The sequence below is a fragment of the Candidatus Pantoea persica genome (assembly GCF_013753875.1).
GTDB lineage: Bacteria > Pseudomonadota > Gammaproteobacteria > Enterobacterales > Enterobacteriaceae > Pantoea > Pantoea persica.
In genome coordinates, this window is sequence record NZ_SMDS01000018.1 from 137116 (window position 1) to 150380 (window position 13265).

The window sequence follows — 13265 nt, forward strand, 5'->3', positions numbered from 1 at the left end:
CAGGCTAGCCTGCCTGTCAGCGGACTTCAATAGGCCCGCCCGCTCTTTTTGCCGCACGGCCGGACCGCGCCGCGGCTGGCACAGCACGAAAATGCTCGGCCTGCTGTGGCGCGGGCGCAGCGCAAGCCTGACCCTTCGCCACGGAAAAGTTGACTCAGCAGCGGAAAGCGTTGTCAGAGACCGGCTAGCCCTTGTCGCATTGCTCGCGTCACCCGTCGCGCGCTGAAATCGTCAGGAGCGAATGCGCTGACCGCGCTCATCAACGACCTTTTCGCCATCTTCTTTGATATAAAGGCGCCCTGCTGCAGCTACGGCAGCTGCGGCAGAATCTCCAGCACCGCCTCGGAGGGACGGCAGAGTCTGGTGCCGAGCGGAGTCACCACTATCGGCCAGTTGATAAGAATGGGGTGCGCTAGCATGGCGTTCAGCAGCGCCTCATCACTGAAGCGGTTTTCCGCCAGCCCCAGCTGTGTATAGGGCTCGGTATTGCTGTGCAGCAGGTCGCGCACGCCGATCCCCATCTCCGCAATCAGTTTTTTCAGCTCGTCGCGCGACGGCGGGCTCTCCAAATAGAGGATGATGTCTGGCTCCACGCCGCTGTTGCGGATCAGCGCCAGGGTATTGCGGGAGGTGCTGCAGGCCTGTGGTAAAGGGTAACGTCAGATATACAGGGATCTCCATAAGGGGCTGCGCGGGCGCAAGGGTTACACAGAGAGACGCAGGGCCAGCGCGGCCAGAGTGACGAACAGCACCGGCAGGAGCATCACCATGCCTACGCGGAAATAGTAGCCCCAGCTGACGGCGATGTTTTTCTGCGCCAGCACGTGCAGCCACAGCAGAGTGGCCAGGCTGCCGACGGGGGTAATTTGGGGACCGAGATCGCAGCCGATAATATTGGCGTAAATCATCGCCTCCTTCACCACGCCCTGAGCGGCGCTGCTGTCGATAGAGCGCGTGCCGACCAGCACGGTGGGCATATTATTCATTACCGCAGAGAGAAAAGCGGTCAGAAAACCGGTTCAGAACCGCGGCGAAGGTAATCCGTCAGCCCGGCGTTGTGCAGGCCATACACCACCAGGTACATGCCCAGCGAAAAGATGACGATCTGCCAGGGCGCGCCCTTCAGCACCTTGCGGGTGTCGATCACCTCTCCTTTGCGCGCGACCAGCCAGAGGATAAGGGCCGCCGCCAACGCGACCAGGCTGACCGGCACGCCAAGCGGCTCCAGCGCGAAAAAGCCGGCCAGCCCGTTCTGAAGGTATGAAGGTCACGAATCGCCGCTTTCGGCACCTCTAGCTTCGTCAGGTCGTAGCTCACCGGAATCTCCCGACGGAAAAAGAGGTGCAGCATGCCCAGCGTGGCGACAATGGCAACGATATTCACCGGCACCATAACGGCGGCGTATTCGCTGAAGCCCAGCGAAAAATAGTCCGCCGTGACGATATTGACCAGGTTCGAGACCACCAGCGGCAGGCTTGAGGTGTCGGCGATAAACCTCGGCACCATCACAAAGGCGAGCGTGGCGCCGGGGCTAAAGCCCATCGCCAGCAGCATGGCGATCACGATCGGCGTCAGAATCAGCGCGGCCCCGTCCAACAGGATCACCGCGGTAAACAACAGCCTGCCGCTACCGCCGGCCCAGCGGGAAACGTGCAGCGCGGCCCATTCGAAAAAGCCGGACTCATCAAGCAGCAGGCTGATGATAATCACCGCAATAAAGGTGGCCGTGGCATTCCAGACGATCTGCCAGACAGCCGGAATATCCTCGACGTGCACCACGCCGCTCAGCAGCGCCAGCGCGGCGCCGATAAGCGCGCTTCAGCCAATGCCGAGCCCCCTGGGTTGCCAGATAACCAGTATCAGCGTCAGGACGAATATTGCGCCTGCCAGAAACATACCCTCTCCTTTTTTACTGCCGCCTCGAGACAGCCAGCTGCACAGTGGTCGATAAAACACATTCAATAAAATATATATGAAAGGCTAAATTTTTTACAGACAAACGGGCCTGGCGCTGTCGCATTCAGCCCGCTGGCTGAGCCGCTGAATCTCTTCGCGCTGGCACAGGTAAGCCTGCTCAATCACCGCTGCGGCCCAGGCGGGCATATGGGGAGAGAGCCGATAGTGGATCCACTTGCCGTCACGCCTGTCGAGCAGCAGACCGCTCTCTCTGAACAGAGCGAGATGTTGGGATATTTTGGGCTGGCTTTGGTTCAGGATCGCCGTCAGTTCACAGACGCACAGCTCTCCTTTTTCGCACAGCAGCAGCACCAGGGTGAGCCGGGTGTCGTCAGATAGACTTTTGAAAAGCTGCAGGGGCAGAAGCGGCGACATAGAGATTCCTGAGTAAGGGAGCAGGCACAGTGTTATCGCTTCCTGACGGAGTGTCAATAACATATGCCTTTATTCGCATATATTGATCGGGGCAGACTCCCTTGTCGCAGAGCAGCAGCACGGAAGCGTAAAGGCGGCGACAGCTGCTTTGGCGCTGGTGATGCCCGCTTTCCGCCCAACAGGCAGAAAACGGCGATGGCGGCGACGCGCAGGACGCTCTGGCTTACCCGCACAGTCCTCTGTCGCCGCGACGCCAGCGCCTCGCGCTTCCCGCCCTGCCTCGCATCCCGCAACTTTATCATCCACACTTAGCCTAAAGCCGTAGTCTGCGCAGCCATTGTGCTTTACACTTCGCGCCGCAAAATTGAGTAGATCAACGATTAAACAGGCGGTAATGGCGATGAACGGTACGATCACAACCTGGTTTCAGAACAAAGGCTTTGGATTTATCAAAGATGAAAACGGCGACAACCGCTACTTTCATGTGATTAAGGTCGCCAACCCTGAGCTGATCAAGAAAAACGCGGCGGTGACCTTCGAACCCACCAACAGCAAGGGCCTGTCGGCCTACGCGGTGAAGGTTGTGCCGGAGAGCAAATACATCTTTATTGCCGGCGAGCACATCAAGCTCACCTCAATCAAATCTTTCGTGGTCTTCAGCGAAGAGGTGCCGGCCGACAGCCGCATTGATAAAGAGAACACTGTGCTCTCTGTCGGCTCGCTGCTGAATAACATCCGGCCAAAAACCGACGTAAAGCCCAGCGACATGCGCTCGGTGAAAAGCTGGCGATCACCACCTTTCAGGGAACGACGCTGATCTTCTCGGAAGATGAGATCGACGTTGATGCTACGACAAAAATGCTCAAGGTCTGAGCTCCCACAGACCGCCCCCACATTCACTGGCCCCGCGCCGCAGGCGTTACCCTGGAGACTTTTTATGAACGATGAAATACCAATCAGATTTTATGACGTGGCGGATGAGTATGCGGCGGAAGCGGCTAAGCCGGTCAGCGAGTCGGAGCGCGACACGCTGGCGCACTATTTTCAGCTGCTGCTTACACGCCTGATGAATAATGAAGAGATTAGCGAAGAGGCGCAGTAGGAGATGGCCCAGCAAGCGGGCATCGACGCGCAGCGTATTGATGAGATCGCGGAGTTTCTTAATCAGTGGGGTAACGAATAGCGCCTTGCCACTGGCTTAATACCTAACAGCATGCCCGGTCGGCATGCTGTTACTGAACAAAGCGCGCCGTGTCGCGGCCTGATGGCCGAGCGGCTGGCGCACCCGCCGCCTCTCCCGGTTTCCCACCGTCTTCCTGGCTTACGACTTGATTCCGCTGACCAGCTGTTTACGCTGATCTTCGAGGCTGATGACGCGATTACAGACTTCCTTGCCGAAGTTTTTGAAGTCCTGCTCCTGATTGCTCCACTCCGCCTGAATCGACTGCTGCAGGCCGCCCAGATTGCCCATAATCGCCTGTAGCGGGTTGCTGCCACTCGCCTTCTTGCTGCCCATCTCGTTCAGGCTGTCCTGCAACACGCCGCCCATGATGCTCTGCACTAGGCGTTCGCCGTCGGTGCGCACCTGGTCAATGACCTGGTAGTGGAAGGTCAGGCCATCATCGCGGTGTTCGATAATGCGATTCATCTGCTGCTTCAGCTGGCCGTTAAGCGTGATCAGACGGTTGCGCACGTTGCTGTCGGCGCCGAGCTTCTCGACAATCACCTTATCCAGCGCCACGCGGCCCTTCTCCAGACGCGACGAGACGCCGGTGTCGATCCACGGCAGGTCACGACGCAGCGCGTTCTGATAGTTGATCGCCTGCTGACGCTGCGCGTTGTTTACCGCCATCTTCTGGCTGTTAAACTCAACGTCGCCCTGCGGGGAGATCTGCAAATTGCCGTTCGCACCGACCACCTGAACGCTTTGTGGCTTGATCACTACGTCATCCTGCGGTTTGACGCTGCACTCCCAGGCAGCCTGCGCCTGCGTCGCTGCCAGCAGCAGCGCGGCGATAAGCATTCTATGAACTATTTTCTCTCCCTAACATGTGGACCAGGCGCGGTAATGACAAGTCGGCCGTCGACGGCCAGCACGCCGCCTACGCAGCGTACTGAAGTACGTGAAAGGGCGAGCGCAGCCCGGCGTGCGTCGCGCAGCTAAGCCAGCTTGCAGCGGACTCTACGCCGGATAAAACTATTAGTCCCACCAGACGTCGAAAAGTTCGGTGACCTGAATATCGTTCAGCTGACGCTCTTCCAGCCACTTTCGCACCAGCTCGCGGTGTTCGTCGGTGCACTTGCCGGTCTCCTGCAGGCAAACCAGCCCTTCCTATACCAGATAGCCACTGCCGTCATAGGCCAGCCCATTCGGTGCAATCACCTCGTTGATGAAGGCGTCGACGGTCTTGTCGATCTGCTCTTCGCTGGTGCCGTCGGCGAAACGCCAGGCAACGGAGAAGCCCAGATCCTAAAACTCGTCGATATGCAGTTTTTTACATAAACGGCGGCTGCGTTGTGTGGCCATTATTTCACCCTATCAAACATTAAATCCCAAACGCCGTGGCCCAGTCGCTGCCCACGCTGCTCAAACTTGGTCAATGGACGTGTATCTGGACGCGGCACGTAATTCTGTGTTTTGGACTGGTTGTGATAGCCGTCGATGCTGCTCATCACTTCCAGCATATGCTCCGCGTAGGCTTCCCAGTCGGTCGCCATATGGAAAACGCCGCCCGGCTTCAGCTTGCGCATCACCAGCTCGGCGAACGGCACCTGCACAATGCGGCGCTTGTTGTGGCGCGCTTTGTGCCAGGGATCGGGGAAGAAGAGCTGCACCATGCGCAGCGAATTATCCGGGATCATCTTCTCCAGCACCTCTACCGCGTCGTGGCACATTACACGCAGGTTCTCAACACCCGCCTCTTTGGCCGACGCCAGGCAGGCACCGACGCCCGGTGCATGCACTTCGATGCCGAGAAAGTTCTGCTGCGGATTGTTTTGCGCCATGGTCACCAGCGAGGCGCCCATGCCGAAGCCGATCTCCAGTACGGTCGGCGCGTCACGGCCAAACAGGCGCGTCATATCCAGCGGCTCTTGTTGGAACTCCACGCCCATCTCCGGCCAGTATTGGTCGAGCGCCAGCTGCTGTCCTTTCGTCAAGCGGCCCTGGCGGCGTACAAAACTGCGAATACGGCGCAACGGCCGCCCGTTCTCATCAAATTCCGGAGTAATGACGTCATTAATCATGTTGTAGCCTGCTGAGTAGCCTGTTTGGAGAAAGGCGCATTATGCAAAGTTACTAAGCAGAAGCAAGCCCTTGCAATCTTCAGGTTTACACTGGGGCTGCGCCTGTGCTGGAATGCCTGCCTGAGTGTAGAGTAATCACGGAAAATTTCCTTCTTATGATGAAAGCGCCGCAGTTCGCGCAACAGGTGCTGGAGTGGTATCAGCGCTTTGGCCGCAAGACCCTGCCATGGCAGCAGGAGAAAACGCCCTATAAGGTGTGGCTCTCTGAAGTGATGCTGCAGCAGACCCAAGTCGCCACCGTTATCCCCTATTTCGAGCGCTTTATGGCGCGCTTCCCCACCGTCGGCGCGCTCGCTGCCGCGCCGCTCGACGAGGTGCTGCACCTATGGACCGGCCTAGGCTACTACGCCCGCGCGCGCAATCTGCATAAGGCGGCGAAGCAGGTGGTCGAGCAGTATCAGGGCGAGTTCCCGCGCAACTTCGACGACGTGGCGGCGCTGCCCGGCGTCGGCCGCTCTACCGCCGGCGCGATCCTGTCGCTGTCGCTCGGCCAGCACTTCCCCATTCTCGACGGCAACGTCAAGCGCGTGCTGGCCCGCTGCTACGCGGTCGGCGGCTGGCCGGGCAAAAAGGATGTCGAGAAGCGGCTGTGGGAGATCAGCGAAACCGTCACCCCGGCGCAGGGCGTCAGCCAGTTCAATCAGGCGATGATGGACCTCGGCGCGCTGGTCTGCTCCCGCTCGAAGCAAAAATGCGAGATCTGCCCGCTGAACAGCGGCTGCGTCGCCTTCGCCAACGGCACTCAGGCGAGCTACCCCGGCAAAAAGCCGAAGCAGGTGCTGCCGGAGCGCAGCAGCTGGTTTCTGCTACTGGAGGACGGCGACGACGTCTGGCTGGAGCAGCGTCCGCCAGTGGGCCTGTGGGGCGGGCTGTTCTGCTTTCCACAGTTCACCAGCGAAGCGGCGATGCACGACTGGCTGAAGGCGCGCGGCATTCACGCCCGCCCGCAGCAGCTGACCGCTTTTCGTCACACCTTCAGCCATTTCCATCTCGATATCGTGCCGATGTGGCTTTCATGGTCATCCTCCAGGGCGGCGATGGATGAACCAGGCGGTCTCTGGTATAACTTAGCCCAGCCGCCGTCAGTGGGGCTGGCGGCGCCGGTTGAGCGGCTTCTGCACGAGCTGCATCACCCCCAACAGCTGGCCCTGCACCGACATAAGATGGAAGAGGAAAAGTAATGAGCCGCACGATTTTTTGCACGTTTCTACAGCGCGACGCTGAAGGTCAGGATTTTCAGCTCTACCCAGGCGAACTGGGCAAGCGCATCTACAATGAGATTTCCAAAGAAGCCTGGCAGAAGTGGATGGCCAAACAGACCATGTTGATTAACGAGAAGAAGCTCAACATGATGAATCCGGAAGACCGCAAAGTGCTGGAGAAGGAGATGGTGAATGTCCTGTTTGAAGGCAAAGAGGTCCACATCGAAGGCTATACGCCGCCAGAAGCATAATTTAGGGCCTCAGCGTTGAGGCCCCTCTGTTTTCCGGTTCAGGCACGTATTTACAATGAATAAGAAATTATTAGCCCTGCTGGTGATCGCTCCGCTTTTAGTCTCCTGCTCAGGAAAGAAGTCTTTGCAGTATCACGAAGAGTGGGTAAAGGACACCAACGGCTTCGATATTTTAGTGGGCCAGTTTGCGCATAATATCGAGAATATTTGGGGTATCAATGAGGTCCTGATCGCCGGACCCAAGGATTACGTCAAATACAGCGACAACTATTACACCCGCAGCCATATCAACTTCGAAAGCGGTAATATCACCATCGAGACCATTTCCGGTACCGATCCGATGGCCAGCCTGCGCCAGGCGATTATTACCACGCTGCTGATCGGCGACGATCCTGGCAACGTCGACCTCTATTCCGACGCCAACGATATCGTGATTAGCAAAGAGCCGCTGCTCTACGGCCAAGTGCTGGACAATACCGGCCAGCCAATCCGCTGGCAGGGGCGCGCGGGCACCTTCGCCGACTATCTTCTGCAGAACAAACTGCAACGCCGCGTCTCCGGCCTGTATGTGATCTACTCAGTCACCATCCCGATGGTGCCGAACCACCTCGACAAGCGTGCGCATAAGTATCTGCCGATGGTGCGCAAGGCGGCAGAAGAGTACGGCGTCGACGCCTCTCTGGTTCTGGCGATTATGCAGACCGAGTCGAGCTTCAACCCCTATGCTATCAGCCACGCCGACGCGCTCGGCCTGATGCAGGTGGTGCAGCACACCGCGGGCGTCGATGTGTTCCGCATGAAAGGCAAATGGGGCAAGCCGAGCCGCAGCTATCTGCTCGATCCGGAGAACAATATTGACGCCGGCACCGCCTATCTGTCGCTGCTGCAGAAGAGCTATCTGGGCGGCATTCAGGATCCGCTGTCGCGCCGCTATGCGGTGATTACCGCCTATAATGGCGGCGCGGGCAGCGTGCTGCGCGTCTTCTCCATCGATAAGGATCGCGCCTTTAGTTTGATTAACAATATGTCGCCGAGTCAGGTGTATAACACCCTGACGACGCAGCATCCGTCGGCGGAGTCGCGGCGCTATCTGTACAAGGTGAGCACGGCGCAGCGCAGCTATCATCGGTATTGATGGGTGGGTTGGCGCGATGCGCTGGCTTTGAGTGGGTTACGCCTGTCAGACGGTTGGCGTTTGCGCGTATGGACTCTGAGCTGGTTCCGGCCCCCAGGCGGCAGGGATTTTTAGCAGCCGCGCTGCCGGCGTGCGTGTTAAGGGGCTCGCCAGCCCCTTAACAATCCCGGCTTCCGGCAGCCTCCACGCCGCGCTTCGCGCGGTCCCTTCGTTGCTTACGCCGGCCTCACGGACCAGTCGGGCCAGGCCGTCCTCTCGCCGACGTCCTGTCGGTTCGCCCTGGCCGCCGTGCACGCCTCAGCGTGTCGGATGCCTCGGCACTCCCCCGCCTGTGATTTCGTCGTTTTTATTGTCGGCTGAGCTGTCTGCGCGCGTGGTTTACATCTGAAATTAGATAGCCATGAAACATACAAGACCCGCAGCGGGGATTGTGGGGGGCCATCGAAGCCGCTGAGAGAAGGAAGGATTTCAGGACGAGCGGAAGGGATGCCGCGAAGGGGCTGTCATGAGCCAGGGATGGCGAATCCAGCCGGTCCGTCAGAAATCCTGACGGAGCGAAGGGACCCGCGCAGCGGGCAGCTGCGCTGGCCCGGGGCGCGGGTACAGCTCGGTCGCCCGCAGCGGTCGAATGCAACTGCCTCAATGTCCGGCGAACGAAACCCGCTCATCAGCCCGCCTGCGCAGCAGGCAAAACCTCCCCCCCCTCCCCCCCGCAGCCCGGCGAACAAAACATACCTATCAGCCCCTGCGCAGCAGCCAAACCGGCCTGGCAGGCCGGAACCCACCACCTGCTCTACCGCCCGGCAGGGCGCCCCTCCACAATCATATTCGCCACCAGCTGCTTGCGGCCGTGCCCGTCATCTTCCGTATAAACCCCCTGCAGCTCCGGCGAAAAGCCGGGCAGCTGGTTAATGCCCTCCTCCAGCGCCAAAAAATAGCGCTGCACCGCGCCGCCCCACACTTCGCCCGGCACCACGCAGAGCACGCCCGGCGGATAGGGCAGCGCCCCTTCGGCGGCAATGCGCCCTTCCGCCTGCGCGATCGGCAGCAGCTCGACGTCGCCGCGAATATAGGCCTGATGCGCATCCTGCGGATTGACCTTCACCGCCGGGAAATGCTGCTGGCGGAACATAGCGCGCTGCAGATCCTTCACGTCGAAGTTGACGTAGAGATCGTGCATCTCCTGACAGAGCCGACGCAGGGTATAGCCCCGATAGCGCGCTTGGTTCTTGCGGTAGATGGTCGGCAGCACCTCGGCCAGCGGCGCATCCTCTTTCACATGCTGCTCGAACTGCGCCAGCATCGCCACCAGATGCGCCGTCTTCTCCGGGCTTTCCGCGGGGGTCAGCAGAAAGAGGATTGAGTTAAGATCGCACTTCTCCGGCACGATGCCGTTCTCGCGCAGGTAGTTCGCCAGAATGGCGGCGGGAATGCCGAAGTTGCTATACTTGCCGCTCGCCGCGTCGATGCCCGGCGTGGTGAGCAGCAGTTTGCAGGGATCGACCAGATACTGATCCTGCGCGTAACCGGAGAAGCCGTGCCACTGCGCCGCCGGCGCAAAGCTGAAGAAGCGGCTGTCGCGGGCGATAACCTCCGTCGGCGCCGCCTGCCAGGCTTTGCCGTCCACCTGCTCCGGCACAAACGGCAGGATCATTTCGCAGCGGTCGAAGATCGCTTTGCGCGCCTCAATGCCGAGCGTGACGCACGACTGCCACAGCCGACGGCCCGCCTCGCCCTCATACATTTTCGCGTTGACGTCCAGCGCGGCGAACAGCGGATAAAACGGGCTGGTGGAGGCGTGCAGCATAAAGGCGTTGTTCAGCCGCTTGTGCGGGCAAAAGCGCTGCTGACCACGAATATGGTTATCTTTTTTATGGATCTGCGAAGTCTGTGAAAAGCCCGCCAGCTGCTTGTGCACTGACTGGGTGACGAAAATGCCGGGATCGTTCTCCGTCAGCTCCAGCGTCAGCGGCGAGGTGCCCGCCATCACCGGAATAAACTGCTCATAGCCGAGCCACGCTGAATCAAACAGGATGTAGTCGCAGAGGTGGCCGATGCGATCCACCACCTGACGCGCGTTGTAGACCGTGCCGTCGTAGGTGCCGAGCTGAATAATCGCCAGTCGGAACGGACGCGCCTCACTGGCGCGCTGCGGCGCGACCTGGGCAATCTGCTCGCGCAGCCAGCTTTCGTCGAAGCAGTGGGCATCGATGCCGCCGATAAAGCCGAAGGGATTGCGCGCCGCCTCAAGATAGACCGGCGTGGCGCCCGCCTGGATCAGCGCGCCGTGATGGTTCGACTTATGGTTGTTGCGGTCGAACAGCACCAGATCGCCGCGCGTCAGCAGCGCGTTGGTCACCACCTTGTTGGCGCTGGAGGTGCCGTTCAGCACAAAGTAAGTTTTGTCGGCGTTGAACACCTTCGCGGCGAACTTCTGCGCATCTTTCGCCGAGCCTTCGTGGATCAGCAGATCCCCCAGCTTTACGTCGGCGTTGCACATGTCGGAGCGAAAAACGTTTTCTCCATAGAAATCATAAAACTGGCGACCCGCCGGGTGCTTTTTAAAGAAGGCGCCGCCCTGATGTCCCGGACAGGCGAAGGTGCTGTTCTGCATATCGACATAGCGCATCAGTGTGTCGAAGAACGGCGGCAGCAGGTTCGACTCATAGTCGGCCGCCGCCGCCTCCAGCGCCGCCCACTCTTCCGCGCTGCCGTTCAGCTCGCCGGTGACGCCCGGCAGATGCATCACATCTTCCTCCCAGGCGTTGGCGACGAAAACCGGCAGATTAAAGCCGGTCTGGCACAGCAGCGTCAGCACGCCGCTGCGCGTATCGGCCAGCGAGACGACCACCGCCGCCACGTCTGTAAAGTCAGTGTTGTCCAGCGTCACAACGTCGCGACCGGTATTAAGAGTAAGGCTGGGCGCAACGGCGGCGCTGGCGGCGATTTTCAGTGGTGTCATAACACAAATCCCCAACAGTGAAGGATGAGTGGGTGCCAGAGGCACGGCAATGGGGAAGCATCCCTGGCGAATAACGTCAGGCGGTGGCGGAGCAAAAGAAAGAGCCGTACCCGATAGACATCAGTAAAGCCAGATCGCTTCTGTCTTTACGCATGCCCAACAGCGAACGTTGGGCTGGCCTCACCGCATGGCGGACAGGCAGCACATGGTCAACGGGCAGGATGAGATCGCCTTGCGTGCGGGGCAAAGCGAGCGGAGGCAAGTGCGGTTGCGCATTGTTCCGGCCATCAGCGGCATCCTCATTGGCGTAGGCAAAGGGGGGGGGGAAAACAGTAATAGCATTTTTTCACAACAGCGACAACCGATCGTGCGTAAATAAATGCGCAGTAATATAAAAACACAAATAGTTGATATAAAACAAAATAAAAATGCGCTTTTAATCAGCCTGTTTATCTTTAATTTTTGCAATATTATTCACTTCGCCGTTTTGCCCGCTGGCGCTTTTCTTTCCGTCGCCTCTTCGACTGACGACAGCGGAGGCGTAGACTCGCCAGCATCTTTTCTACCTGCCGGAGGCTGTATGTTTAACGCATTAGTCATTGAAAATGGTGAGCAAGGCTACCGCACCAACCTGAAAGCGCTCAACGAATCCCAGCAGCCCGACCATGGCGTTACCCTCGACGTCAGCTGGTCCACGCTCAATTACAAAGACGCGCTGGCCATCTGCAATAAAGGCCCGATCGTGCGCCAGTTCCCGATGGTGCCGGGAATCGACTTTGTCGGCCGCGTCACCGCCAGTCGCCATCCCGATTGGAAACTGGATGACGTGGCGCTGCTGACCGGCTGGGGCATCGGCGAGAAACAGTGGGGCGGCTTGGCGCAGAAAGCGAGCGTGCCCGGCGACTGGCTGGTTGAGGTGCCCGCCACGCTCAGCCCGCAGCAAACCATGGCGATCGGCTCGGCGGGCCTGACCGCGATGCTGTGCGTGATGGCGCTGGAAAAACAGGGCGTCACGCCGGAAATGGGACCAGTGCTGGTGACCGGCGCCAGCGGCGGCGTCGGCAGCTTCAGCGTCAGCCTGCTGTCGCGCCTGGGCTTTGAAGTCGATCGCCGCCAGCGGTCGCGCCAGCGACGAGGCGTATCTGATCGGCACGCTCGGCGCGCGCTCGGTTATCGACCGCAGCGAACTGTCGCAGCCCGGCAAGTCGCTGGCGAAAGAGCGCTGGGCGGCGGCGATCGACAGCGTCGGCAGCCATACGCTGAGCAACATGCTGGCCGCCTGCGGTATGGCGCAGGGGCTGGAGCTGCCCGCCAGCGTCGCGCCCTTTATCCTGCGCGGCGTGACGCTAACCGGCGTCGACAGCGTGATGTGTCCGAAACCGCTGCGCCAGCAGGCCTGGCAACGGCTCGGCGAGCTGCTGAACGGCGAAACGCTCACCCGCCTTACCACTGTCGTGCCGCTCAGCGAGGCAAAACAGGGCGCACAGGATCTGCTGGACGGCAAGGTACGGCCACCTGATCGTCGACTGCCGCTAAGCGTGCTGATGCAGGGCAACGTCGCGTAGCAGCACGTCGAGCCGCGCCAGCGCGAACTGCGCGCCCTGCTCCATCACCGATTTCGGATCGCCCTCAAAGTGGCGCATCTCCGCCACGATGCTGCCGTCCGGCAGCGCCCAGCCAAACCAGATGGTGCCGGCGGGCGTGCCGTCTTCGCCGCTGTCCGGCCCGGCGTAGCCAGTAATCGACAGGCTCACCTCACGCGCAGTCTGCTCGCTGACGGCGGTATGCGCTTCAAAGGTCTCCGGCCTGACGCCCAGCAGCTGGCTTTTCGCATTGTCGCTGTAGGTAACGAAGCCACTGGTATAGAAGTTGCCGCTGTTTTCCACCGCCGTCAGCGTCATGCTGATCAGGCCAGCAGTGCAGGATTCGGCTGTCACTAACCGCCACTCAGAGGAGAGAAGCCGCTGGCCAAGCTGCCCAGCGGCGTGGTTCAACGCATCATTCATATTCTGCATCCTTGTCTGTCGATTCAGAATAGAAAGCATGACTGAAATCTGGCGCGCCGCTAAGCACTAACA

9 protein-coding genes and 6 pseudogenes are annotated in these 13265 nt (G+C 59.8%); 7 read left to right on the forward strand and 8 right to left on the reverse strand.

The annotated features are described in order from the left end of the window. Positions 1–231: 231 nt before the first annotated feature. The 3 genes and pseudogenes from arsC to EIO60_RS09505 form a co-directional block, all read right to left on the reverse strand. Positions 232–667: pseudogene (gene arsC, locus EIO60_RS09495) on the reverse strand (arsenate reductase (glutaredoxin)). Between the two features lie 37 nt (positions 668–704). Next, positions 705–1896 (reverse strand): annotated as a pseudogene (locus EIO60_RS09500) (arsenic transporter). Positions 1897–1989: 93 nt separating this feature from the next. Continuing rightward, complete coding sequence (locus tag EIO60_RS09505) at positions 1990–2331, reverse strand: metalloregulator ArsR/SmtB family transcription factor (protein WP_258576644.1); 342 nt, start codon at positions 2329–2331, stop codon at positions 1990–1992. Positions 2332–2725: 394 nt separating this feature from the next. On the opposite strand from EIO60_RS09505, the pseudogene EIO60_RS09510 reads away from it, so the two are divergent. Together EIO60_RS09510 and EIO60_RS09515 are read left to right on the forward strand one after the other, a co-directional pair. Next, positions 2726–3204: pseudogene (locus tag EIO60_RS09510) on the forward strand (cold-shock protein). Positions 3205–3268: 64 nt separating this feature from the next. Next, positions 3269–3514, forward strand: a pseudogene (locus EIO60_RS09515) (DUF2543 family protein). 138 nt (positions 3515–3652) lie between these two features. On the opposite strand, the gene EIO60_RS09520 reads toward EIO60_RS09515, so the two are convergent. From EIO60_RS09520 to trmB, 3 genes and pseudogenes are all read right to left on the reverse strand, one after another. Beyond that, entirely contained in the window at positions 3653–4354 is a 702-nt protein-coding gene (locus tag EIO60_RS09520) for a YggN family protein (protein ID WP_374058163.1), read from the reverse strand. A gap of 177 nt (positions 4355–4531) precedes the next feature. Beyond that, positions 4532–4798: pseudogene (locus tag EIO60_RS09525) on the reverse strand (50S ribosome-binding protein YggL). Positions 4799–4857: 59 nt separating this feature from the next. Beyond that, a complete protein-coding gene (trmB, locus tag EIO60_RS09530) occupies positions 4858–5577 on the reverse strand; it encodes a tRNA (guanosine(46)-N7)-methyltransferase TrmB (RefSeq protein ID WP_258576645.1) in 720 nt (239 codons plus the stop codon). Between the two features lie 155 nt (positions 5578–5732). Between trmB and mutY the strand changes: the two genes are divergently transcribed. From mutY to mltC, 3 genes are read left to right on the forward strand one after another with little or no spacing between them, the layout of a single operon-like run. Beyond that, positions 5733–6818, forward strand: a complete 1086-nt coding sequence (gene mutY / locus EIO60_RS09535; RefSeq protein WP_258576646.1) for an A/G-specific adenine glycosylase — start codon at positions 5733–5735, stop codon at positions 6816–6818. Further along, entirely contained in the window at positions 6818–7090 is a 273-nt protein-coding gene (locus EIO60_RS09540) for an oxidative damage protection protein (protein WP_258576647.1), read from the forward strand. Before mutY ends, EIO60_RS09540 begins: the two co-directional genes overlap by 1 nt. Before the next feature lie 55 nt (positions 7091–7145). Further along, positions 7146–8225 carry a membrane-bound lytic murein transglycosylase MltC gene (gene mltC, locus EIO60_RS09545; RefSeq protein ID WP_258576648.1) on the forward strand — a complete coding sequence of 360 codons (1080 nt, stop codon included), beginning with the start codon at positions 7146–7148 and terminating at the stop codon, positions 8223–8225. Positions 8226–9018: 793 nt separating this feature from the next. Here mltC and EIO60_RS09550 read toward each other — a convergent pair. Continuing rightward, the gene (locus tag EIO60_RS09550; protein WP_258576649.1) at positions 9019–11187 is read right to left on the reverse strand and encodes an ornithine decarboxylase; all 2169 of its coding nucleotides are present in this window, start codon (positions 11185–11187) and stop codon (positions 9019–9021) included. A 205-nt stretch (positions 11188–11392) separates the two neighbouring features. Here EIO60_RS09550 and EIO60_RS09555 point away from each other — a divergent pair, with 205 nt between their 5' ends. Both EIO60_RS09555 and acuI read left to right on the forward strand, forming a co-directional pair. Further along, positions 11393–11566 (forward strand): hypothetical protein, encoded by a 174-nt coding sequence (locus EIO60_RS09555; protein ID WP_258576650.1) that lies wholly within the window; start codon positions 11393–11395, stop codon positions 11564–11566. A gap of 201 nt (positions 11567–11767) precedes the next feature. Then, a pseudogene (gene acuI / locus EIO60_RS09560) lies at positions 11768–12723 on the forward strand (acrylyl-CoA reductase (NADPH)). Here the strand turns inward: acuI and EIO60_RS09565 are convergent. Further along, positions 12720–13193, reverse strand: a complete 474-nt coding sequence (locus tag EIO60_RS09565; protein WP_258576651.1) for a CinA family protein — start codon at positions 13191–13193, stop codon at positions 12720–12722. The pseudogene acuI and the gene EIO60_RS09565 sit on opposite strands and share 4 nt — an antisense overlap. Positions 13194–13265: the final 72 nt, after the last annotated feature.